At 67.3% G+C, this 22,841-nt stretch carries 16 protein-coding genes; 5 read left to right on the top strand and 11 right to left on the bottom strand.

The features are described 5' to 3' along the window. Positions 1 to 10: 10 nt before the first annotated feature. The 5 genes from ASC95_RS26775 (at position 11) to ASC95_RS26755 (ending at position 4,650) form a co-directional block, all read left to right on the top strand. The gene (locus tag ASC95_RS26775; RefSeq protein WP_082568148.1) at positions 11 to 1,864 is read left to right on the top strand and encodes a DUF4832 domain-containing protein; all 1,854 of its coding nucleotides are present in this window, start codon (positions 11 to 13) and stop codon (positions 1,862 to 1,864) included. Positions 1,865 to 1,887: 23 nt separating this feature from the next. After that, on the top strand, positions 1,888 to 2,763 hold the full coding sequence (locus tag ASC95_RS26770; protein ID WP_057300737.1) for a spherulation-specific family 4 protein: 876 nt from the start codon (positions 1,888 to 1,890) through the stop codon (positions 2,761 to 2,763). Between the two features lie 14 nt (positions 2,764 to 2,777). Next, positions 2,778 to 3,638 carry a spherulation-specific family 4 protein gene (locus tag ASC95_RS26765; RefSeq protein WP_057300736.1) on the top strand — a complete coding sequence of 287 codons (861 nt, stop codon included), beginning with the start codon at positions 2,778 to 2,780 and terminating at the stop codon, positions 3,636 to 3,638. Positions 3,639 to 3,754: 116 nt separating this feature from the next. After that, entirely contained in the window at positions 3,755 to 4,159 is a 405-nt protein-coding gene (locus tag ASC95_RS26760) for a hypothetical protein (RefSeq protein WP_057300735.1), read from the top strand. A 17-nt stretch (positions 4,160 to 4,176) separates the two neighbouring features. After that, positions 4,177 to 4,650 carry a hypothetical protein gene (locus ASC95_RS26755; RefSeq protein ID WP_057300734.1) on the top strand — a complete coding sequence of 158 codons (474 nt, stop codon included), beginning with the start codon at positions 4,177 to 4,179 and terminating at the stop codon, positions 4,648 to 4,650. 36 nt (positions 4,651 to 4,686) lie between these two features. Here ASC95_RS26755 and fusA read toward each other — a convergent pair whose 3' ends face one another. The 11 genes from fusA to ASC95_RS31545 form a co-directional block, all read right to left on the bottom strand. Then, positions 4,687 to 6,699: an elongation factor G gene (gene fusA / locus ASC95_RS26750; RefSeq protein WP_057300733.1), complete on the bottom strand. Its 2,013-nt coding sequence runs from the start codon at positions 6,697 to 6,699 to the stop codon at positions 4,687 to 4,689. 401 nt (positions 6,700 to 7,100) lie between these two features. Continuing rightward, entirely contained in the window at positions 7,101 to 7,556 is a 456-nt protein-coding gene (locus tag ASC95_RS26745) for a nuclear transport factor 2 family protein (protein WP_057300732.1), read from the bottom strand. A gap of 201 nt (positions 7,557 to 7,757) precedes the next feature. Next, positions 7,758 to 9,302, bottom strand: coding sequence for a tryptophan halogenase family protein (locus ASC95_RS26740; RefSeq protein WP_057300731.1), 1,545 nt, complete (start codon positions 9,300 to 9,302; stop codon positions 7,758 to 7,760). Continuing rightward, on the bottom strand, positions 9,299 to 10,306 hold the full coding sequence (locus tag ASC95_RS26735) for a cupin-like domain-containing protein (protein ID WP_057300730.1): 1,008 nt from the start codon (positions 10,304 to 10,306) through the stop codon (positions 9,299 to 9,301). Before ASC95_RS26735 ends, ASC95_RS26740 begins: the two co-directional genes overlap by 4 nt. Before the next feature lie 2 nt (positions 10,307 to 10,308). Continuing rightward, positions 10,309 to 11,025: a SapC family protein gene (locus tag ASC95_RS26730; RefSeq protein ID WP_057300729.1), complete on the bottom strand. Its 717-nt coding sequence runs from the start codon at positions 11,023 to 11,025 to the stop codon at positions 10,309 to 10,311. Next, positions 11,022 to 12,557 carry a tryptophan halogenase family protein gene (locus tag ASC95_RS26725; RefSeq protein WP_057300728.1) on the bottom strand — a complete coding sequence of 512 codons (1,536 nt, stop codon included), beginning with the start codon at positions 12,555 to 12,557 and terminating at the stop codon, positions 11,022 to 11,024. Before ASC95_RS26725 ends, ASC95_RS26730 begins: the two co-directional genes overlap by 4 nt. 171 nt (positions 12,558 to 12,728) lie before the next feature. Then, positions 12,729 to 15,755 (bottom strand): TonB-dependent receptor, encoded by a 3,027-nt coding sequence (locus ASC95_RS26720; protein WP_057300727.1) that lies wholly within the window; start codon positions 15,753 to 15,755, stop codon positions 12,729 to 12,731. 667 nt (positions 15,756 to 16,422) lie between these two features. Then, positions 16,423 to 17,472, bottom strand: a complete 1,050-nt coding sequence (locus ASC95_RS26715) for a LacI family DNA-binding transcriptional regulator (RefSeq protein WP_057300726.1) — start codon at positions 17,470 to 17,472, stop codon at positions 16,423 to 16,425. Positions 17,473 to 17,614: 142 nt separating this feature from the next. After that, a complete protein-coding gene (locus ASC95_RS26710) occupies positions 17,615 to 19,027 on the bottom strand; it encodes a carbohydrate-binding protein (RefSeq protein WP_082568147.1) in 1,413 nt (470 codons plus the stop codon). 196 nt (positions 19,028 to 19,223) lie between these two features. Then, a complete protein-coding gene (locus tag ASC95_RS30215; RefSeq protein ID WP_082568146.1) occupies positions 19,224 to 20,768 on the bottom strand; it encodes a chitinase in 1,545 nt (514 codons plus the stop codon). Positions 20,769 to 20,847: 79 nt separating this feature from the next. Next, positions 20,848 to 22,614: a glycosyl hydrolase family 18 protein gene (locus ASC95_RS31545; protein WP_057300725.1), complete on the bottom strand. Its 1,767-nt coding sequence runs from the start codon at positions 22,612 to 22,614 to the stop codon at positions 20,848 to 20,850. Between the last annotated feature and the right edge of the window lie 227 nt (positions 22,615 to 22,841).

Raw genomic sequence — 22,841 nt, 5'->3', positions numbered from 1 at the left:
GGAGAACCCGATGCCATCCATGCGTCCCTGCCCGTCGCCCCGCTCTCGCGCCGGGTTGAAGATCACCTTCCCACTCGCCCTGCTCGCTGCCTGGCCCGTCGCCGCTACCGCGGCGCCCCTGGTGTCCAACCCCCTGGGCGCCTGCACGCAGGCCATCACGGCCAGTTGGGATATCAGCCTGGCCAGCTGCAACGCCGGCGCGCTGCAGGACTTCATCTTCACGCCCGTCAGCACCGGCAGCGGCATCTACACCATCCGCAACGCCCAGGCCGGCCTGTGCATTGCCGCCACGGGCACCGGCTCGGGTGCTTTCGTCGAACTCGCCAGTTGCGCCAGCAGCCAGGCGGCCCAGCGCTTCCAGACGGTGGCCCTGGCGGGCGGATCGCTGGTGCAGGTGAAGCTTGCATCGGCCAACGTCTGCCTGACCGCACCGACGCAACTGAACCAGGTGGCGTTCTCGGTCAAGACCTGCAACACCGGCGATGCGAACCAGGCCTGGCGGCTTTCGGCACCCGCGCCCACCCCGGCCCCGACGCCGGCCCCTGCAACGGTCGAGACCAGCTTCACCGTCAGCACCGCTGAGATCGCCAACCCCGAGCGCGGCATGTACACCTGGGCGGCCGACAACGTATTGCTGTGGACGCAGGCCAATGCCGACTCGCAGTTCCAGGCCGGCTACCGGGTCGTCTACGCCCCGGTGCGCCTGGACGCCTATGCCAACACCACGCTGCCCGCCAGCGTGCTGACGCAACTCTCGAACGCATTCGCGATCGCACGCCACGCCGGCCTGAAACTGGTGCCGCGCTTCCTCTACAACTATCCCGAGAACGAGACGGAGTATCAGAACGTCAAGGACGCGCCGCTGGCCCGCGTGCTGGGCCACATCGACCAGCTCAAGCCGGTCCTGACCGCCAATGCGGACGTCATCGCCTACCTGCAGGCCGGCTTCATCGGCGCCTGGGGCGAATGGCACACCTCGTCCAACAACCTCACCGCGGCCAGCCCGCGCACGCAGATCCGCGATGCGCTGCTGAATGCGCTGCCGGCCGACAAGTTCCTGCAGCTGCGCTACCCGCCCTATCTGATGCAGTGGGCGGCGCAGGTGCCGAGCTGGCGCGACGGGTCGGCGGCCTCGCGCATCGGCGTGCACAACGACTGCTTCCTGGCGTCGGCCACCGACGTCGGCACCTACAGCGAGGACGCCGCCACCCGCCAGAGCGAGCGCAACTACACCGCCTCGCTGTCGCACGTGGCCCCCTTCGGCGCGGAAACCTGCAACCCCGCCGACGAGGACGGCGCGGTGCCGCGAACCGGCTGCACCGACATCCTGGCCGAGGGCAAGCAGTTCGGACTGACCTACCTGAACAACGACTACTACCGCGACATCTTCCATATCCGTTGGGAGCAGCAAGGGTGCATGGCCGAGGTCAACCGCAGCATGGGCTACCGCTTCGAGTTCTCGACGCTGCGCCACAACGATGCGGTCGCTGCCGGGCAGTCGGGCACCCTGCTGCTGACGGTGAAGAACAGCGGCTGGGCGCGCGCCTTCAACCCGCGCGCGGTGCAGTTGCTGCTCAAGCAAAAGACCACCGGCGCCGTCGTGCGCATCGCGCTGCCGTCGGTCGACCCGCGCGGCTGGCTGCCCAACACGACAAGCACCGTGTCCGCGGGCTTCACCGTGCCCACCGGCACGCCGACCGGCGCCTATGACGTGCTGCTCGCGCTGCCCGACGGCGCCAGCTCGCTGAGCACCGACGTTCGCTACAGCGTGCGCCCGGCCAATGCCGACAACGCCGCCAAGGCCCAGGCCTGGGACGCGACGCTCGGCGCCTTCCGCGCGGGCACCACGCTCACCGTCCGCTAGAAAACCTTCCCCAGGAGACACGAATGTTCGACTTCCGATTGAAGCCCGTCGTCGCGGGCCTGCTGACCGGCCTCGCCGCCACGTTGGCCGCCGCCACCCCCACCGACTTCGGCATGGTGGCCTATTGGGGCGAGACCGCCAGCACCTACGGCGGCCAGGTCCCCAGCGACGCCTACGTCGTCATCAACCCCAACAGCGGCGCCACCGGCCTGAGCGGCAGCCAGGTGACCAACTGGAAGGCGGTGATTGCCAACATCCGCGCCCAAGGCGGCAAGGTGCTGGGCTATGTCGCCACCGGCTACAACACCAACACCGCCGACGAGCTGGCCCGCTACAACGCCATCAACGCCAACCTCACCGCCTACAAGGCAACGCTGGGCGGCGTGGACGGCTTCTTCTTCGACGAGGCGGCCTTCGACGACGCGGCGTTGACCGACACGCAGAAGTGCAATGGCACTGGCCCGAAGTTCAGCGCCGTGCGCGCCAAGATGGCCGCCACGGGCACCAGCGGCACGGTGGTGTGGAACGCCGGCTGGCCGGGCTCCAGCAGCTGCTTCGTCAACGCGGCCAGTTACGGCGAGCACATCGTCATCTACGAGGCCGCGTATGCCGACTACCTGAACGCGGCGAGCTGGCTCAACGGTGGCGTGCAGAGCCTGGCGGCGTCCCTGGGCGTCAAGACCTGGCTGCTCGTCCACTCCGCCACCCAGGCGCAGATGCAGGCGACGCTCAAGGGCAGCGCGGCCAACTACGTCTACGCCACCAGCATGACCTACAACCCCAGCCTGCCCTGGGGCGGCCCGATCTGGAACTACACGCCCACCTACTGGGGCAACAACAGCTTGTCGGGCTCCGAGCGTTGGTGCCTGAACAGTCTCAAGACCGGCGGCAGCTGCTGAACGGAGAACTCGCAATGAAGCGTCTGAAAACACTCCTCGCCACAGTCGCCCTTGGCAGCGCGGCCCCCTTCGCCTCGGCCATCGAGATCATCGTGCCGGCGTACTTCTATCCGTCCTGGATGCCATCGCAGAACGAGTGGCACCAGCTCAGCTGGGCCGCTCAACAGGGCGTGCAGGTCACGGCCATCATGAACCCGGGCAACGGGCCGGGCACGGCGTCCAACAGCGACTACGTAGCCTCGGTCAACGAGTTCCGGGCTGCGGGCGGCAAGGTGATCGGCTATGTCTACACCTGCTACGGCGTCAACCACTGCACTTCGGAAGTGCCGCCGACGCGCTCGACGGGTGAGGTGCTGGCGGACGCGCAGAAGTACGCCGGCTGGTATGGCGTGGACGGCGTCTTCCTCGACGAGATGGCGACGCAGTCCAGTGCGCTTCCGTTCTATCAGACGGTCAGCAACGGCTTGCGGGCTGCGCATCCTGACTGGCAGATCGTCGGCAACCCGGGTGTGACGCCCACGGCGGGCTACACGGTGCTGGCGAACACGCTGATGAGTTTTGAAGGCTCGTACACGGACTTCATCGGCGGCTCCTTCCTGAGCGGGCTGACGAACGCCGCGTCGACCGGCGCGATCGTTCACAGCGTGGCCACGGTGGCGCAGATGCAGCAGGTGATGGGGCTGGCCAGGCAATACGGCCTCGGCGCCATCTACGTCACGGACGGCACGATGGCCAGCGGCAACCCCTATCTGCATCTGCCGAGCTATTGGGCTGCGGAAGTCGCGGCCGCTGCGGTGCCGGAGCCGGCGCAGGCCGCATTGCTGGTCGCGGGGCTGGGCGTGCTGGCCTTGTCGCGGCGCCGGCGTTCCGTCTGAAGCGAATCAGAGGCGCGGTCAGAAGCCGCGCCATCGACGGCGAGCCTGCCTCCTACACGCATCGGCCGCCTGGAGGGCAACACTCATCGCATAGCAACTGACGAGCGCGGTGCCCCATGAGAATCGTCTTCGACGCCTTCCTTGGCGGCATGCTTGCCGTTGCGGCCGTGGGCGCGACATGGGCCCAGGCGGACAAGCCAGCCTCGTCGCCGGCTTCGGCATCTGCGCCGGTGACCGCGGCCTCCAGGCAGGTTCCAACTCGCAACGCGGCCATCACGGCATCCGAAAACGCCAGGGAGCCCGGCAACCAGCGGCCGGAGGAGCGGGTGATCCCGCAGATTTCGATACCGCTCAAACCCCGGGAAGGCACGATCGCTGCCGCAACCGCCGCATCGGCGCCTGCCGGCAACGTGCCCGGTGGCGTGGACGATGGCGCAGCCCGGTGCTTGGCCAGCGCCAGCGACAGGGCCGCCTGTGAGCGCGGGTTGGCGGCATCCGGGCCTGTGAAGTCGAAGCGCTGAACCTGCGGGAGATCAAGATGACGATTCGCAGCCTTCTCTCCTCCGCCCTGATCGGCGTTGTCGCGAGCGCGCGCTCGATGACACCCATGGCCACCATCGCGGCGGCCCGCCTCGCCGGCCGTCGCACGCCCGGGCAACTCGTGCTGCTGGACCGCCCGCTGTTCAAGTTGGGCGCCATGGTCATGGGCATTGGAGAGCTGTTCGGCGACAAGATGAAGTCGGCACCCGACCGCACCGTGGCGCTGGGGCTGATGGCGCGCGTTGCAAGCGCCGGCATCGCCGGGGCAGCCCTTGCGCCGCACGGCCAGGAGCGTGCCGGCGCCACCGTCGCGGTCGCGACCGCCGTGCCGCTCGCCTACGCGACCCTCGCTGCGCGCAAGCAGGCCATGGCGCGAATTGGCCAGACGCGCAGCGGGTTGATCGAGGACGCCCTCGTCGTCACGGCGGGCGTGGCCATCGTGGCGTTGGTGATGGGTCGCCGTCGCGAATAGGCGGGGCGGCCAGGATTGGCCAATCCCCGCCCTCGCTCAAGCCGCCAATGCGGCCCGCGCCGGCACTTCGGCGTGGTGCTCCAGCTGCATCGTGAACTGCGCCCGCCCCGAACTGAGCGCGCGCAGATTGCCGATGTAGCCAAACATCCGCTCCAGCGGCACGTGCGCCGTCACGACGACCGCGTTGCCACGGGCGTCCTGCGCCTGCACCTGGCCACGCCGGCGCAGCAGGTCGCCGATGACGTCGCCGAGGTAGTCGGCCGGCGTGATGACCTCGACGGCCATCACCGGCTCCAGCACCACGGGCGAGGCCTTCAGCACCGCCTCGCGCAACGCCGTCGCCGCCGCCAGCTCGAAGGCCAGTGCCGACGAGTCGCGCACGTGATGGCTGCCGTCGACCAGCGTGGCTTCAAAGTCCACCAGCGGATGGCCGGCGAACGGCCCGGCCTGCGCGGCGCGGCGGATGCCCGCTTCGACCGCGGGGATGAACTCGCGCGGGATCGCGCCGCCCACTACCGTGTTCGCGAAGCGGATGCCGGTGCCACGCGGCAAGGGCGCCACGCGCAGCGTCAGCTCGGCGAACTGGCCGGGGCCGCCGCTTTGCTTGCGGTGCAGATGGTGGACCTCGGCCGCCGCCGCGATGGTCTCGCGATAGGCGACCTGGGGCCGGCCGGTGGCCACGTCCACGCCGAAGCGTGAGCGCAGCTTTTCGACCGCCACTTCGAGCTGCAGTTCACCCATGCCGGACAGCAGCGTCTGGCCCGAATCGGCATCCTGGCGCAGGCGCAGCGACGGGTCCTCGCGCACGAGAACGCCCAGGCCCTTGGCCAACGCCGCGGCATCGGCCTGCTTGCGCGGCTCGATGGCGACGTCGATGACGGCTTCGGGCACGGCGATGCTTTCCAGCACCGGCGCATCCTTGGCGGACGCCAGCGTGTGGCCGGTCAGCACGTCCTTCAAACCGACGACGCCCGCGATGTCGCCAGCGACCAGCTCGTCGCGTTCGACGCGGCGGTCCGCGTGGATCTCGTACAGGCGCGACACGCGCTCGGCCTTGCCGGTGCTGGCGTTGAAGACCGTGTCGCCGCGTTTCAGCGAGCCGCTGTAGACGCGCACGAACACCATCGCGCCGTGGTCGTCGGCGGTCAGCTTGAAGGCCAGGGCGGACAGCGGCCCTTCGGTCGCTGCGGCGGCCGGACCTTCGCCGGGACTGGGCAGGTAGGCCACGACGGCATCCAGTAAGGGCTCGACGCCGCGGTTGCGGAAGGCCGAGCCGGCCAGCACGGGCACGAAGGCGCCCGCGAGCGTGCCGCGGCGCAGGGCCGCACGCACATCGTCCAGGGGCAGTTCGGCGCCGCGCAGCCAGGCGTCCAGCAACGCGTCGTCCTGCTCGGCGGCGGCTTCCACCAGGCGGGCACGCGCGGCCTCGGCGGCGGGCAGCAGCTCGGGCGGGATGGCTTCGCTGCGTGGCGGCGCCGACGCGTCGTCACGGTCCCAGACCAGGGCCTGCATCGTCAACAGGTCCACCACGCCACGGAAGTCGCCTTCCGCGCCGATGGGCAGCTGCAGCGGCAGCGCGCGCACGCCCAGGCGTTCCTGCAGGGACGCGACGACGCGCGGGAAGTCCGCACCGACGCGGTCCAGCTTGTTGACGAAGGCCAGGCGCGGCACGCGGTACTCGTCCGCGAGGCGCCAGTTGGTCTCAGTCTGGGGTTCGACGCCGGCCACGCCGTCAAAGACGACGACGGCACCGTCGAGCACGCGCAGGGAGCGGCGCACCTCGATGTTGAAGTCGATGTGCCCGGGCGTGTCGATCAGGTTGATCTGCGTGTCTTGCCAGTACACGGTCGTGGCGGCACTGTGGATGGTGATGCCGCGCGCGCGTTCCTGCGGGTCGAAGTCCATCATCGTGTTGCCGTCGTTGACGTCGCCGATGCGATGGTTTTCGCCCGTGTAGAACAGGATGCGTTCGGTAGTCGTGGTCTTGCCGGCGTCGACGTGGGCGATGACGCCGATGTTGCGCAGCTTGCGGAAATTGTTCGAGTTCATGGTGGTTCCTGATCCGGGTTGGTTTGCCAGCCCGGTGGAGGAACCACGGGGCTAGCGCGAAGGCAGGACGCCGAAGCGCACGAGCGACGAGCAGGACTCAGCCGCGCTCCGGCGCTCGGGAATCGTGGCGATCAGCTTGTCGAAGGTGCGGGTGCGCATGGTTTGAACTCTGGAAAAAACGAAACCCCGGGAGGGACTGCCTGCCGGGGTTTGCTTGAACCGGAAGGCGTGGCGCCTTCCGAACACGGTCGAAGGGCGCTCAGGGGCTGAGGCGGGCTTGGACGGTGCGGGTGATCTTCATGATGCGTGGATTGTCTTGCAGGCCGTGAAGCCTTGGCTGTTGTGGGGAGATGTGGTGACGAGGCCTCGGACTTCAACGGCACCTGCCTGCATCAGCCGGGTTACTTCTTCGGATCGTCGCCGCCGGCCCAGGCGATGAACTGCCACTTGCCGCCTTCCTTCATGAGGACGTCCGTGTAGTGGCCGGTGACCGTCTCACGCTCCTTCTTGAAGTTCTCGCGCGCCATCATGTAGTAGTACTGGACGACGGCGACATTGCCGGTGATGGTGGTCGAGATCGGCAGCAGCTCGTATTCGAGCGTCGTGCCGTTGCCGTTGTCGTAGCGCGCCCAGTGCTGCAGCGAGGCCTTGTTGCGCGGCATCGGCGCGCCGGCCTCCCACATGCGCAGGTTGGGATGGACCATGCTGTCGATCCAGCTGGTGTCCTTCGCGGCAGCGAGCTTCCACTGCTGCTGTTCGAGCTTCCAGACGTCCTGCTGGTCATCGGCCAGCGCGCTGCCCGTGAAGCCGGCCAGGGCCAGCGTCATGGCAATCATCCAGTGGGTGCGGTGCTTCATGAGGCGTCCTTGCTTGGTTGCTTTCGCGGGGGGAGCGGAGCGCGTCACCAGCCCGATGGTTCTGGTCCAAGCAGGATGTCCGTTGAATCCGCGCGGCGAGTATGTTGGGCGCAGTCCAGCCCCGCAAGGGATGGTCTTCCCCCTCCACCCACGCCGTCCGCGCGCTGACACTCAGGCGGCGTGCGTCAGCCCCTCAGCCCCTCAAGCGCGCAGCGGTGTGGCCGCCAGCTGCGCGGTGGTCGCATTGCGGTAGGGGGCGCACAGCTGCTCGACATAGGCCTGGTGCTGCGGTAGCCCGGCCACCGTGCGCGAGACCTTGAGATGGATGTCGCCGAGAAAGCGCGACAGCTCCTCGGGCCCCATCAGGTCGGCTACCGGGTGGTAACTCTGCGGCGTGATGCCCTGGCCCATCATGACCTGGATCCAGGAGTTCTCGGCAAACAGCTCGTCGCTCGGGCGGAAAGCGCGGGCGCTCTCGCGGAACAGCTCGATGCGGTGGCGCAGCGTGGCGGGCACTTCCATCGTGCGCACATGGTTCCACAGCGCGGAGTCGCTGCGATTCGTCACGTGGTAGTGCAGGACGATGAAGTCACGGATGTGGGTCAGCTCGCGCTCGCACTGCGCATTGAACTCGTCCACGTCGGCGGGGTTGACGCCCTGGGTCGGGAAAAGCTGCATCAGCCGGATGGCCGTGCGCTGGATCAGATGGATGCTGGTGGACTCCAGCGGCTCGATGAAGCCACTGGCCAGGCCCACGGCGATGCAGTTGCGGTGCCAGACCTTGTGGCGCTGGCCAGGCGTGAACTTGATGACGCGTGGCGTCGTCAGCAGTTCTCCCTCGACGTGGTTCTTCAGCACCTCGGGCGCGTCGGCGTCGCTGAGTTCCTTGCTGCTGTAGACCAGGCCGTTGCCGACGCGGTTCTGCAGCGGGATGCGCCATTGCCAGCCGAAACGGTGGCAGATCGAGCGGGTATAGGGCCAGGCTTCGCGCACCGAGGCCGTCTGCACGGCCACGGCGCTGTCGCAGGGCAGCCAGTGTGACCAATCCTCATAGCCCACGCCCAGGGCCTCGCCCAGCAGAAGGGAGCGAAAGCCCGTGCAGTCGATGAAGAGATCGCCGTCGATGCGCGTGCCGTCCTGCATCTGCAGCGCAGTGATGTCGCCGTCCCTGCCCTCGGGGCTGTCCATCAGCACGGCGGCGATCTTGCCCTCGATGCGCTGCACGCCACAGGTCTCGCTCATCGCGCGCAGGTACTTGGCGTAGCGGCCGGCGTCGAGGTGGTAGGCGTAGTTCAGGCCATTGCGCGGCACGTGGGCGAAGCGGTTGGCAAAGGCGGCGACCGTCTCGGGGTTGTAGTCGGTGTAGGTCTTGGCGATGCCTTCGGCGCGGCCCTTGAGCCAGAAGTGCTGGAAGCCGGCGCTCCAGTGGTCGTTGCCCGTGGTGCCGAAGGAGTGGAAATAGTCCTGACCGATGTCCTTCCAGCCCTCGAAATTGATGCCGAGCTTGAAGGTCGCGTTGGTCGCGGCCATGAACTCGGCCTCGTTGATGCCCAGCAGGTTGTGATACGTGTGCAGGGCCGGAATGGTGGCCTCGCCGACGCCGACGGTGCCGATCTCCTCGGACTCGACCAGCTTGATGTCCAACTGCTTGCCGAGCAGCTTGCTCATCAGCGCAGCCATCATCCAGCCGGCGGTGCCGCCGCCGGCGATGACGACGCGGCGCGGGGGCTTGGTGGAAGTGTTCATCTTTTGAGTTGGGTGAGGAGTTGCGCGCGGGCCCGGCGCGAGGTGTCTTCGTCGATGGGACCGAGCAGGCCGCGGGCGGCTTCGGGAATGTGTTCCCAGGTCGACGCATCGGCGCCGAAGACGAAATGCTGGAAGTGGTGCTGCCAGACGCGGCGCTCCTTTTCGGGGAGGTCGCGCAGCGTCATCAGCGCCAGGTGCAGGGTGGTCAGCGGCGAGTCGACGTACTCGGGCGTCTGGCGCCACCAGGCGTTGATGAGGAGGTTGATGGGCGCCAGCCCCTCGATGTGGTGGAACCACATGCTCGGGATGAAGATGGCGTCGCCCGGTTCAAGCTCGGCCATTTCGCCGGCGTCCAGCGCGCGCTTGAAGCGCGGGAAGCGTTCGAAGTCGGGGTGTGCGAAATCGACCAGGCTGACCGGCTGGCCGGCCGGTGTCGGGTCGAGCGGCCCCATGTAGAGGTTGGCTATCTGCTCGGGCGGGAAGACCGTGAAGCGGCGCCGGCCCGCGGCGACGACGGCGAGGTTGTCCGGCAGGTCGTAGTGGGCGGCGATGCGGGTGCGATTGCCCAGCCACAGGCTGACAAGGGCATCGCGCCGGCCCAGGCCCATCACGTTGGCTTCGAGGAAGCCGGGAAGCACGGCTTCCACTGTCGTGGATCCGACGTACAGCGCCGGCGGCTCGGGCGTCTCGGCCAGGCCCAGCAGGCCGGTCAGCACCTGGTCCAGCGTCGCGGCATACCGGCTGAAGTTAAAGCCGGTCAGCGTCTCGTCGGCATAGAAGACGCGGCCACGGGCTTCGGGCGCCAGCTGGAAGAGGCCGATGCGCATGCCGTTGTAGAAGCCCATCAGGTAGCGGGCCAGGGCCTCGTCGGACTGGCGGGCGGCTTGTACGACCGGCCAGTGCGCGAAGCCGCCGCGCACGACATAGGGCCGGTCGCCCGCGAGCAGCTCGGCGGGCAGGTTGTGCGGGTCGAACGGCCCGGTCCAGGCCGGTACTGCTTGCATGATCAGAGCTTGCTTTGTCGCTCGACGAGGACTTGCAGCTGCTGCAGCGAGGCGATCTGCATGTAGATGGGCAGCAGATGGCCTTCGCGCGCCAGGGCCTCCAGCGCGGCGCCGGGCAGGGCGGCGAGGCGCTCCTCGTGGATGGTGAACAGGCCCGACAGCCGGCCCTGCTCGCCGCCCGACGTCTCGATGTCGATGACGAAAGGCTCCAGCAGCTGGTGGCGGGTCAGCGCCTCGATGAAGACCGGCAGCTGCTGGGCCTGGGCGTGCAGGTGCTCCATCAGTTGCACGACATGATCGAGGTATTCGCTGAAGCCGCCGTGAGGCATGAAGATGGCGGTGCCGACCTCGCCCTCGTCGGGGCGCACGATGCGCGGGCTGTCCATGTCGATGTGCAGCTGCAGGGTGTCATCGGGGGCGCGGCCGATCATGAAGGGATCGCGCTGCAGGGCCATGGGCACGACCGGAGCGTCCCAGCCCGTGTCAGTCAGGAAGAGGTTCTGGCCTTCCTCCAGGCCGAACAGGGCCACGGGCTGGAAACCGGTTCCGGCCGCGGCGCCTTCGACCAGCTGGAAGACGATGGGGAAATGCGCTTGCAACTGGCGGAACTCGGCGGGCAAGGCCAGGGCCGATTGGCGGGCGTCGCCCAGGGCGGCGGAGCGCTCGCTGCGCACGCGCAGGTGGCGGTGGGTGACGTTGTCGAGCAGGGCGGGGTTCATGTCTCGGCTTTTCTGATGTGGTCGATCAGGCTGCGGTGGCCGGGCAGGCCGGGCACGAGGCGGCGGGCCTGGCGGGCGGCCTCGTCGAAGGCGGCTTGGGCTGCCTTTAGTTTGGTGGTGGACAGGGGCTGGGTGTCAGGGCGGAAACCCATGCCGTAGAGCACGTACTGGTAACTGGCCGAAGGGAAGACTTCGTCGATGCGGCCAAAGTCGTGGCGGGCCGGGGCACGGAGCTGCCACTGCGGCAGCAGCTCGCGCAGGCGCTGGGGCCAAGTTGCCGGGGCGCGGTGGGCGCGCCAGTAGTCGCTGTCGTCGCGGGTGCTCAGCGCGTAGTGCAGCTTCAGAAAGTCGATGACGCGGGCCCAGCGGTAGCTGAAGTCGTCGTTGAAGCGGCGCGCGACGGCGTCCATCGAGGCACGCGTCATCGGCAGCTCATCGCACAGGCGCTGGGCGGACAGCTCGACCAGGGCCAGGGCCGACGCTTCCAGCGGCTCGATGAAGCCGGCGGACAGGCCAATGGCAACGCAGTTGCGCACCCAGAATCGCTCACGGTAGCCGGGGTCGAAGCGGATGGAGCGCGGCGTCGGGCGCTCCGCCGGCGCGCCGGTGGCGTCGAGATAGGCCTGCAGGGCCGCGTGGGCCTCGTCGTCGCTGGCGTGGGCCCGCGAGTAGACACAGCCGACGCCGCGTCGCGCAGGCAGGGCGATGTCCCAGATCCAGCCCTTGGCCCAGGCGGTGGCGATGGTGACCGGGGCCAGCGGCGCGTCGGGTGTGGCGTAGGGCACCTGCACGGGCAGGGCGGCGTCGTTGAAGAGCACGTCGCGTTCGCTCTTCAGCGCCACGCCGAAGTGCTGGCCGATGAGGCGGGACGCGAGTCCAGAGCAGTCAATGAAGAGGTCGGCCTTGAGCTCACCGTGCTCGCGGGTTTGCAGGGCGGCGATGTCGCCGTTCTGATGGGACACGATGGCCTCGACATGGTCGATGACGTGGTGGACGCCCAGCTTGGCGACCGCATGCTCGCGCAGCAGCTGGCCGAACAGGCCGGCGTCGAAGTGATAGGCGTAGTTGGCGACGGCCGCGAAGTCGGGCGTCTGCACCTGCTTGGGCGCGCGGCCGGCCTCGCAGACCTGGACCGACGGGCTGACCACGTCGGCAAAGGGGCGGCGCTCGCCTGGCAAAGCCAACCAGGCCGATGCCAGGTCCACATCGCCATAGCCGACGGGCAGCATGAAGGGGTGGTAGTAGCGATCGCCCTCCGAGCCGGCCGCACCACGCGCCCAGCCGTCGAAGCGGGAGCCCTGCTTGAACGAGACCTGGCAGCGGCGAATGAACTCGGGCTCCGACAGGCCGATGCGGCGCAGCGTGTCGCGCATGGACGGCCAGGTGCCTTCGCCGACGCCGATGGTCGGCACGTCACTGGACTCGATGAGGGTGATCTTCAGCTCGGCGTGCTCGGCGGCCAGCAGCCCGGCGACCAGCCAGCCCGCCGAGCCACCGCCCAGCACCAGCACCTCACGCAATCTGTCGTTCACTTGTCTGAGTCCTGCAAACAAAAAAAGCCGCTCGCGCGGCCTCGCCAAACGGCGAACAAGGACGGCACCCCAGAGCGCGAGCGCCGCCGAACCAGACTTTGCCTTACAGGAAAGACAGGAGAGTCCCGACTTTCCTTGAGGGCCGGCCGCAGCCGGCCCTGAGGCTCTCTCTTAGAACTTGTACCGTGCGCCGATCATGATGCGACGGCCCAATTGGGTGACAGCACCCATCTGGTTCTCGTTGCGCATGTGCGTGCGGGTGTACTCGTCCGTCAGGTTGATGGCTTCGAACTGGAAGCGCAGTTGCGGCGTGAAGTTGTAGCCCAGGCTCACATCCAGTTGGCCGAAAGGCTCCACGTACAGCGGCTGGGCACCTTCCACGCCGCCGAAGTTGGCCGCCAGGAACTTGCCGCGCCAGTTGTAGGCCAGGCGAGCCGAGTAGGTCTCGTTCTCGAAGAAGCCCACCAGGTTGCCGGAATCCCCCAGGCCGACCAGCACGTCGGTCTGCGCGCCTCGCTTGTTGTTGTCGTAACTGAGGTTGGAGCGCACCTTCGTGAAGTTGGCCGACACGCCGAAGCCGCTGTTGCCGAAGATGTGCTGGGCGTTCAGCTCGATGCCGTTGAGCTTGCTGGTGCGGGTGTTGTTGATGTAGGTACCCAGATTGAACATCAGCAGAGGATCGTTGGGCTGGGCGGTGATGGTGCCCAGCGACGTGCCGGGTGCGCCGGGGCTGACGCCCGGGCCGGTCGGGAAGTTCGCGAAGATGTATTTGCGAATGCACTCGGAATCGGCGCCGCAGCCGCCCGCCGTCACGGCCTGGTTGTACATGGCGCTGCCGACCGGGGTGTGCAGGCCGAACAGATTGGTTCTGGTGATGACGGCCTCGTTGTAGTCCTTGAGGGACTTGCGGAAGTAGCTTGCCGCGACGTAGCTGCTCTTGGCGTAGTAGTGCTCGGCCGAGAAGTCGATGTTGCTCGACTTCAGCGGTTTCAGGTCGGGGTTGCCCACCGAGCCCGAGCCACCATCGACACGGGCCAAGGGGTCCAGCCGCTGCCCGCCCTGGATGGCATTCCAGCCCGGGCGGCCGATGGTCTGGCCGTAGCTGACGCGCAGCTTGGTGTCGGCGGTCACGTCGGCGCTCAAGTCGATGGACGGCAGGAAATAGCCGTACTTGCCTTCGCGCGAAGCGGAGCGGGTGCCGCTGAAGCTGATGGGAATTTCGTTGTTGGCAACCCAGGCCACCGACACGGGGATCTTCTCCGTAGACGGTGATTTCACCTTCGTGCGCTCATAACGGGCGCCAATGGCGGCCTCCATGGGCACGCCCCACTCCCAGGCCAAGTTGTACTGGCCGAAGGCAGCTTGCGATTTTTCCGTCGTGCGGTAGTCATCCTGCCAGTCGAACGAGGCCTTGAGCAGGGCATCCGAGCCCAGCGATTTGATGGCCGCGGCGCGCAGGTCTTCGAAGTTGAAATAGAAGAACTGGTTGAACAGGCGCGGGTCGTTCGAACCCGGAATGCGGCTGAAATACTTGCTGATCGAGTCGGCGTGCCAGATGTCGTCCGGCATGGCGGCGGGGCCACCCGCGGCGCCGCCGCCCCAGGTGTCGCGCTGCACGTTGGCGAAGGCCGAGCGGTTCTTCACTTCGGTCAGCGACAGGCCGAAGTCCAGGCTGCTGTCTTCGTTGATCTTCCAGTTGCCCTTGGTCTGCAGCTGGTCGACCTGATTCTTCTGGTAGCTGTTGCCAAAGACCGAGCCCTGCAGTTCCTGCTTGGTCGGATCCAGCGTCGCGCCCGCGATGCCCAACACCGGGAATTTGTTGCTGAAGTCGACGAAGGTGTCGCCGCGGTTCAGCGAGGCGGTGCCCAGGGTCACGCTGGTGCCGAGCGGATCGTTGGCACCCGAGGTGGCGGTGGAGCGGTGCGCGTCGAGGTCAAAGCTCAGCGCGTCGGTGGCCTTCCATTTCAGATTCAGGCCGAGCTGCTGGTTCTTGTTCTTGGTGTTGATGCGCGAGGCACCCATGGCCAAATCGGAGTTGGTCATGTGCTCGCCGTAGATGACGGGCGAAGAGGGCGAGCCTTGCTGGAATTCGCCGAACTGACCCCCGTAGTTGAACCACGCCGAGATGTCGTTGCGGCGCTGGCGGAACTTCTGCTCCGACATGACGAAGTCCAGCGTGCCGACGAGGTCCTTGACCGGCTTGAACTGCAGCACCAGTTGGCCGTTCAGGCGCTCGCGGTGCACACCGGTGAACGAGTAGTTCAGGTTCTGCGGCACGCTGTAGATGGAGCCAACGGCCGGACGGTTCTTGATCTCGGTCGACGTCTTGGGCAGGCCACCCCACACGGCGTTCGGCCCGCTCCAGTCGTTGTCCTGAATGCCGTCAAAGGTCTTCCAGCCGCTGCTGACATTGGCCTGGGAGTAGCCGGAATCGCGCACCTGGTAGGTACCCATCAGCGCGATGCCGAACGTGCCGTCGTTGGACTGCGTGCTGTAGATGCCGCTCAGTTCGGGCGTGGCGTTCTTGCCCTGCTCTTCGCCAGGCAGGCGGCGGGCAGACTGGTCGCTCACCAGTTTCACGCCAACGCTGGCGACGGTTTCCTTGATGTCGAAGGGGCGCTGGGTGCGGACATTGATCGTCGCGCCCATGCCGCCAGTCGGGCTGCTGGCACGGCTGGTCTTGTAGACCTCCAGCGCTGCAACGCCATCTGAGGCGAGGTTGGAGAAATCGAAGGAGCGCGAGCTGGGCGCGCTGCCGTCCAGGCTGGCGCCAGGCATCTGGCGGCCGTTGAGCAGCACCAGGTTGAAGTCGGGCCCCATGCCGCGTACCGTGATGCGCGTGCCTTCGCCGTTGGCGCGATCAATGGACACACCGCTGATGCGGCTCAGCGATTCAGCCAGGTTGGTGTCGGGGAACTTGCCAATGTCCTCGGCCACGATGCCGTCGACCAGGCCGGAGGACGAGCGCTTCAGGTTGACCGAGGTCTCCAGCGACTTGCGGATGCCGGTGACGATGACCGTTTCCAGCTGCGTCGTGCTGGCCAGAGCTTGGGGCACCGAGGTGGAGGCTGTTGGGCCGGCGTTGGGGTTGGCAGGGCCCTGGCCGGGGCCACCTTGGGCCAGCGCGGCCCCGGCGAACAGCAGGCTGCTTGCAGCAGCGAGGTTTGTGAGGCGAAGGGCAGGGCGTGGCTGTCTCATTCACTTGTCTCCAGTAGTTGTGGTCTTGTCGAGTGGCGCTCGATGATGAGCTGAAAGCGCTTTCAAGAATATGCGAATGGCAGCGCTTTCAACCTAGGCAACACCCTCGGTCTGCGGCGCGCGAGCAACGCGTGGCGAGGGGTATGTCGCGCTACGCGGGTGCCAACCCATGTGAGCGCTCCCATAGGAGAGAGGCGCTCAAAGGGCGGTATGCACCAGGGTAGTTCTGGTTGAAAAGCAGCGACTTGGCGAAAGCGATGAAAGCGCTTTCAGATAATGATGCGTCACAGCCGCAGGGTCGACCACATGGTTTACCCGACCGGAACAACAGTGGTCCGCGGATGGCCGGCGCGGTCTGTGGGTATTTGTCTTCGGGGCCGAGCGCTGGGCCTGCCATGGGCCTGTGGCTCATGGCCTTCCTTAGACACAAGCAGTCCGCAGGGACTGCTTGTGTCCGGCTCCAGTTCACCGAGCCGGCCCGCCATGGCGATGTGCTTGCCGGTCAAACCGGCAAGCATCGCCGTCCCCTAGGGGGCTGAGGCCGGACAAGGCAAGTCCTGTGGACTTTCGTGCCTGTCGAAGAGCAGCCGCTTCGTCGGCTAAGCGGTCTGCAGACCGACCGGGCTGCCAGCGTTCAGCAGGGGGGCAGATCGGTCGAGGGGCTCCGTTATCGCTGCATCCGGCGCGTGCTTTCACGCACGACGAGCTCGGGAGCTGGCAGTTGGGCCTTGGGTTTGCCGCCGCGCAGCATTTCGAGCATGGCGGTCGCGGCTTCCACCCCGATCTCGTAGACCGACTGGCGCACGGTGGTCAGCGGCGGCATGGCGTAGCGCGCCATGATGAGGTCGTCGAAACCAACGAGCGACACGTCGTCGGGCACGCGCAGGTTGCGCCGGTGCAGGCCCAGGCAGGCGCCGATGGCCATCTGGTCGTTGGAGGCGAACAGGGCCGTGAAATGAGCATCGCGCTCCAGCAGCCGCGTGACCGACAGCATGCCGCCGGCTTCGGTGTAGTCGCTCTGCACGATGAGATCCTGGTCGACCGCGATGCCGGCCGCGGCCAGCGCATCAAAGTAGCCGTTCTGGCGCTCGACGGCGTCGTCGTGCATGAGGTCGCCGGCGATGAAGGCGATCTTGCGATGCCCCTGGTCGATCAGATGCTGGGTGGCCAGGCGCGCACCCTGGCGGTTGTCGAAGCTGAAGCTGAAGAGCTGCGGCCCCGCCAATTGGCGCCCGACGACGATGACGGGCAGGCTGTCCGAGACCTTGGTCAGCTCGGCGTCCGAGATGCGGCCGGCCAGCACGATGACGCCGTCGACGCGGCGCGACAGCAGGGTCTCGATGGCCTTCTTCTCGTCATCCTCATGCCAGTTGCCGGACACGAACAGCGGCACATAGCCCGCGCGTTCCAGCTCGCGCTCGATGCCGAGCAGCGCTTCGCCGTAGAACGGGCTGGAGATGATCTGCGTGACGACGCCGACGGACAGCGTGCGCCCGCCGGCCAAGCCGCGCGCCACAGGATTGGGCCGAAATCCCAGCTCCTGGATGGCGGCCTGCACGGCGTCCTTCTTGACCTGGCTGACGGCGGCCGTGCCGTTCAGGATGCGCGACACCGTGCTCGGCGACACGCCGGCCTGCTCCGCCACCTGCTCCAGCGTGACGACGCCGTCGGGGCGGCTTGAAGACGCTTTCTTGGCAGGGGTCGGCTTGGCGTTCATCAGCGGTGGGCAGGCGAAGTGGCGAGTGTAGGCGCGGCTCGACCGGCCCGAAATGCAACCACGGAGGCACAGAGGCACAGAGAAGAAATGCCTTCTCTGAGTTTCCTCTGTGCCTCTGTGACTCTGTGGTGGACTTCCGTCTTCAGAGTTTGGTGAGCTTGATCCAGTTCAGATTCCAGCTCCCTTGCTGCGCGAACACGCCGACGTTGTAGGTGCCGGCGTTGATGTTCACCGTGTGCGAAATGGTCGTCCAGTTCTGCCAGCCGCCCGTGTTGGGCACGCCCAGCTGGCCGAGCTGGATGCTGCCCGCGTTGAGGTCCAGCGACAGCGTGCCGCCGGCAGCGCTCGCCACGCGGTACTCGACGCGGTAACTGCCGCTGGTCGGGAAGCTGATGCTGTTGTAGGCCATCCAGTCATTGGTATCGATCCAGCCGACGTTCTGGCCACCCTCCGAGCACGCCTCGGTCTGCACGCCGGCCTGCGCGCTGAAGGCCTCGGCTTCGATCTGGCGCGACCAGGCCGGGGCGGCCTTGGAGACGATGACGGAGGTGGCCCGGTCGTTGAAGCCTTGGTCCACCAGGCAGCCGGTGTCGCCGCTCCTGGTCACGCTGGCACCGGTGAAGTTGTCACCGTCGAAGAACTGCACCTGGTAGCCGGCGTTCACGCGCAGCGACGACAGGTCGTTGTCCCGCACGCCGCGGGCCTGCAGTTGTGCCAGCGTGTAGCTGCCTTCGGGCAGGGCAGCCGCATAGCCGGCGTAGTTGCAGTCCTGATAGACCGTCGAGACGCCGCTGGCGGCCGGCGCGTAGACGCGCACATAGTCCACGTACATCTTGGCCGGCAGCGCGGCGGTGTTGACGTTGAAGCCCGGCCAGTTGCCGCCGACGGCGAAGTTCAGCAGCAGGAAGAAGTCCTTCTGGAATTCGTCGGTGCCGTTGACGCTGTTGGCGATGTTGGCCTCGTGGTACTTGGTGCCGTCCACATACCAGCGGATGGCGTTGGCGTCCCACTCGACGGCGTAGACATGCCAGTCGGTCACCGTGGTGGCGATGTTGCCGCCGTACTGGGCGTACTGGCCGTTGTTGTCCTGCCAGTGGATGGTGCCGTAGACCTTCTGCTCGTCGTTGACGTGCTCCATCACGTCGATTTCGCCGGAGGCTGGCCAGCCGACCTGCGGCAGGTTGGCGCCGAGCATCCAGAACGCCGGCCAGGCGCCGAGGAAGGCGGGCAGCTTCATGCGCGCCTCGATGCGGCCGAACTTGAAGGTCTTGAGCCCCTGCGTCTTCATGCGCGCCGAGGTGTAGGCCATGCCGCCGAAGTCCTCGCGCTTGGCGGTTATGACCAGGGCGTTGTTCTCGATGGTGGCGTTCTCACGGCGGTAGTACTGAAGTTCGTTGTTGCCCCAGCCGCCAGCGCCGGTCTCGAAGACCCAGTTCGGGCTGATGCTGCCGTTGAACTCGTCGCTCCAGACGAGTTGCCACTGCGCGTGGGCGCTGGCGGCTGCCAGCAGCAAACCGGCCATGGCAGGCCGGATGAGGGATCGAAGCAGATTCATGAATGTCTCCAACAAGTGGTTGTGGTGCCCGCCGCCTGTGTCTGCGGCTTGAAAGCGCTTTCAAGATTAAGCGGACGAATGCCTTGGCGGCAACACGCGTGTGTGCCAGAACTCAGGGACGGGTGGACCCGGGGTGTCGTGGGACCAAAAGGCGAGGTGGAGCCCACAGCGACCGCCGCGGGCTCCAGTCAAAGGATCAGGGCAGAGCGTTCAGCGCATTGCGCACGCCGTTGGAGAAGGACTGCCCGTCCTTCTTGTCCCAGTTGATGGACCAGGTCATGACGCCCTTCAACGTCGGGTAGGCCACAGGCGGCTTGATGGCGCCGCACTGGGTCAGCCTAGTCAGGCAGTTCAACGCCGCCGTGATGTTGCCGAGGCTGGCTTGGCCGCTGTTGGCCGACGACGGTCCCGACGGCAGGCCGAAGGCGACCTGGTCGGGCCGGATGCCGCGGAAGACATAGGACCCCGTGCCGTTGTTGGTCGTGAAGCCCTCGATCAGCATGCGGCTGGCGGCCACCAGCATGTCGGTGCTGCCCTCGGCCAGGCCCTGGGTGGAATAAGGCGTGTAGACAGCGCCGTTGTTGTAGTACTGGACATGCAGCACCGACAGCTCGTCGCGCAGGCCGTCGATGATGGGCAGGTAGGCGCCCCAGATGCCGCTGCTGGCAACGAACCCGCCCTGCACATACGGGTGCTCCGGCGCCATCGACAGATAAAAGCTGCTGCCGATGCGGGCCTTGAGCTGCTTCACGGCGGTGACCAGATTGGTCTGCACCGCCGCCCCCCAGGACACGCCGGCACCGCTTTCCAGGTCGATGTCTATGCCGTCGAAGCCGTATTTGCGCAGGATGGCTTCGACGCTGTTGACGAAGTTGGTCACCTGGGTCGCGTTGTTCAGCGTCACCGTACCGTTCTGGCCACCGAAGGACAGGACAACCTTCTTGCCCTTGGCGCGGGCGGTGGCGACGTCGGCGATGAAGCGCGATTCGCCGCCGAAGCCGGCGTCGAGGTTGAAGGTGATGGCGCCGTTGCCGCCATCGTCGGCGAAGGCGACCACGATGACGTCGTAGGCCGCTGGCACCTCGCTGATCGGGAAGGTCGGCCCTGCGGGGTTCGTGAAGTTGTGCCAGTAGCCGATGAGCTGGTGCTTGCCGGGGGGCGGAGCGGGCGTGGGTGAAGGCGCTGGCGCTGGCGCCGGTGTGGGTGCCGGGCTGGGAGCTGGCGTAGGCGCCGGCGCAGGTGAGGGGGCGGGCGAAGGCGCCGGCGTGCCGCTGACGATGGTCCAGGGCTGGCCACTGCCGGTCGGGCCGTTGTGCGTGGAAGGGTTGTCGCCCTGGGTCCACCAGTTGGCCTTGTAGTTCACACCCTGGTACGAAACGACGGCGCCGACCGGGTAGGCGGCGCTGGCGCTCCAGGTGCCGGCGGGCTCAGGGGCGGGCGTGGGAGCCGGTGTCGGCGCTGGTGTGGGTGCCGGCGTGGGCGCGGGTGCGGGCCCGGAGGCGGCGCCGATGTCCGTCCACAGCGAGGCGTTGGTCGGGTTCCAGCCGGTGCTGGCGTAGTCAGTCTGGTTGACGGTGGCCTTGTAGATGCGGCCGTTGTAGGTCACGACCGTGCCGGCCGTGTAGTAGACGTCGGCGGTCCAGGCGGGATAGGTCTGGGCGAAGGCCGGGTTGCCGAAGGCAAGGGCGCCGGCGAGCAGCCAGGGCGCGGCCGCGCGCGGCAGAGGTGGGCGCGAAATCATGGAGGTCTTTCGAGAAGAGGATGGAAAAGGCCGCCGCCCGGCAGTCCGGTGCGGCGGCGTTCAGCTCAGGAGAGCCGGCTTACTTCCAGGGCGCGTTCTGCAGCGCCGGGTCGTCGACGAGGTTGAGCAGTCCCGCGGCCTTCTTGCCGATGGCGCCCGGCGAGGCCAGGGGCGCGCTGCCGCAGCTGCCGCTGGTCGTCTTCAGGGCCTGCCACAGCATGGCGCCGTCACGCGGGTTCCTGTTGGCCAGCGTGCTGGTCGTCACCGCGTTCAGGTAGCGCTCCACCGAGTAGGGCTGGTTGATGTTGGCGCCGTAGCTGTTCTGCAGGATGACGGAACCCGTGCACTGCGCGTCGGCGTTGTTGACGACGAGCTGGCCGCCCGACCAGCCTTCCGGCGCCGTCTCGAAGCCGATGGACACGATGGTGCTGCTCGGGAAGAGCTGGCGGTACGACTTCCATGCGGTCACGCCGTCGTAGTGCTCGTAGCGAGCGTCATAGCTCATGATGTTGACGATGTTGAAGGCCGTCTTCAGCGCCGGGTAGGCGTTGACGAGCAGGCGCTCGCCGCCGGCCTTGCCGCCCCAGTAGCTGGTGCCCACGCCGTTGCACTGCGGGTCGCTGCCCGTGGAGGCGGTGCAGTCCGAGCCGGAGGACCAGGCGGCCACCGTCAGGATGCGTCCGCCGCCGGCCAGGTCCACCGCCTTGCGCATGGCCTTCACGGCGCCGGCATAGGCATCGGTCGTGATGCCGTCGACCTCGTAGTCCACGTCCAGGCCGTCGAAGCCGACGTCCTTCATCAGGTTGGACAGGGCCGTGATGGTCGGGCCGCTGCCCGCATGGCCTTCAGCCGACAAGGTGCCCCAGCTGTTGTAGGTGGCGCCACCCACGGCCAGGATGACCTTGATGTTGCGGGCGTGCAGCACATCGATGGCGGCCTTGATGTCGGAGGGCCGGCCGTTGAAGTTGATGCCCGTGCCCGACCAGTTGTTGGCCGCCATGCCGCCCCAGGAGAAGTTGGGCTGGGCGAAGGCCGCCACCACATGGGTGTAGTTGGCCGGGATGCGCGCGAAGTTGCTGGCCACGAAGACCTGGTTCATCGTCATGCCAGTGGCATCGAACCAGTTGTCGCTCCAGCTCGGGTAGTAGACGGTGTAGGCGCGGCCGTTCTGATTGGCGGACTTGGCGTTGGGGTCGCTCAGGCCGGGCGCGGGGGCGGGCGAGGGGGCTGGGCTGGGAGAGGGAGACGGCGAAGGCGAAGGGCTCGGCGAGGGGCTCGGGCTCGGGCTGGGCGCCGGGCCGGTCGTGCAGGCGCCCTGCGAGGTCCAGGGCTGGCCGCTGCCGGTCGGGCCGTTGTTGGTGGCCGGGTCATTGCCCTGGGTCCACCAGTTGGCCTTGTAGTTGGTCGTGCCCTTGCTGGCGATGGCGCCGCCGCTGTAGGCCGTGCTGCTGGACCAGACTGGCGCGCAGTTGCCGGTGGGGGCCGGGGCGGGGCTGGGCGCGGGCGACGGGGCCGGCGTGGGAGCGGGGGTCGGCGCCGGGGTCGGGGCGGGCGTGGGCGCAGGCGACGGTGCCGGGCCGGAGGCGGCACCGAGGTCCGTCCACAGCGAGGCGTTGCTCGGGTTCCAGCCGGTCGACGAGTAGTCGGTCTGGTTGACCAGGGCGCGGTAGTTGTGGCCCTGGTAGGTCACGACCGTGCCGGCCGTGTAGTAGACGTCGGGCGCCCAGGCGGGATAGGTCTGGGCGAGGGCGGTGGTGGCGCTCGCGCCGAGTGCGAAGGCGGTGGCGGTGATGGCGGCCAAGCGACGCAGTTGGTGCATCGGGATGCCGGTAGAGGACTGCTTCATGGGAGACGTTCCTGTTGTGCCAAGGTCTCGTTGAAAGGGAGAGTCCCAACGGGGCTCTCCGGCGGCTGGCCTGCCTCTCCGTGCAGGCTCTTTGGAGCTGGCTCTAACTGGTATGCATCCAGTTTGCTACTGCTACCACCTCTTAAATACCACTTTGCCACCAGCAGCCCAGGCGTCAGCGGTGAAAACCCGGAGCTCGGGTGACAAAACGTTGCTGTCGCCGCGCC

It is taken from the genome of Pelomonas sp. Root1217, from assembly GCF_001425705.1.
Classification (GTDB): Bacteria; Pseudomonadota; Gammaproteobacteria; order Burkholderiales; family Burkholderiaceae_C; genus Pelomonas.
The sequence above is the reverse complement of the archived record's forward strand: the minus strand, read 5'-3'. Positions and strand labels throughout refer to the sequence as shown.

Excerpts from the sequence above, each read along its gene's own strand:
- ASC95_RS26775 (WP_082568148.1), top strand. The coding sequence starts at position 11 with ATGCCATCCATGCGTCCCTGCCCGTCGCCCCGCTCTCGCGCCGGGTTG.
- ASC95_RS26770 (WP_057300737.1), top strand. The coding sequence starts at position 1,888 with ATGTTCGACTTCCGATTGAAGCCCGTCGTCGCGGGCCTGCTGACCGGC.
- ASC95_RS26765 (WP_057300736.1), top strand. The coding sequence starts at position 2,778 with ATGAAGCGTCTGAAAACACTCCTCGCCACAGTCGCCCTTGGCAGCGCG.
- ASC95_RS26760 (WP_057300735.1), top strand. The coding sequence starts at position 3,755 with ATGAGAATCGTCTTCGACGCCTTCCTTGGCGGCATGCTTGCCGTTGCG.
- ASC95_RS26755 (WP_057300734.1), top strand. The coding sequence starts at position 4,177 with ATGACGATTCGCAGCCTTCTCTCCTCCGCCCTGATCGGCGTTGTCGCG.
- fusA (WP_057300733.1), bottom strand. The coding sequence starts at position 6,699 with ATGAACTCGAACAATTTCCGCAAGCTGCGCAACATCGGCGTCATCGCC.
- ASC95_RS26745 (WP_057300732.1), bottom strand. The coding sequence starts at position 7,556 with ATGAAGCACCGCACCCACTGGATGATTGCCATGACGCTGGCCCTGGCC.
- ASC95_RS26740 (WP_057300731.1), bottom strand. The coding sequence starts at position 9,302 with ATGAACACTTCCACCAAGCCCCCGCGCCGCGTCGTCATCGCCGGCGGC.
- ASC95_RS26735 (WP_057300730.1), bottom strand. The coding sequence starts at position 10,306 with ATGCAAGCAGTACCGGCCTGGACCGGGCCGTTCGACCCGCACAACCTG.
- ASC95_RS26730 (WP_057300729.1), bottom strand. The coding sequence starts at position 11,025 with ATGAACCCCGCCCTGCTCGACAACGTCACCCACCGCCACCTGCGCGTG.
- ASC95_RS26720 (WP_057300727.1), bottom strand. The coding sequence starts at position 15,755 with ATGAGACAGCCACGCCCTGCCCTTCGCCTCACAAACCTCGCTGCTGCA.
- ASC95_RS26715 (WP_057300726.1), bottom strand. The coding sequence starts at position 17,472 with ATGAACGCCAAGCCGACCCCTGCCAAGAAAGCGTCTTCAAGCCGCCCC.
- ASC95_RS26710 (WP_082568147.1), bottom strand. The coding sequence starts at position 19,027 with ATGAATCTGCTTCGATCCCTCATCCGGCCTGCCATGGCCGGTTTGCTG.
- ASC95_RS30215 (WP_082568146.1), bottom strand. The coding sequence starts at position 20,768 with ATGATTTCGCGCCCACCTCTGCCGCGCGCGGCCGCGCCCTGGCTGCTC.
- ASC95_RS31545 (WP_057300725.1), bottom strand. The coding sequence starts at position 22,614 with ATGAAGCAGTCCTCTACCGGCATCCCGATGCACCAACTGCGTCGCTTG.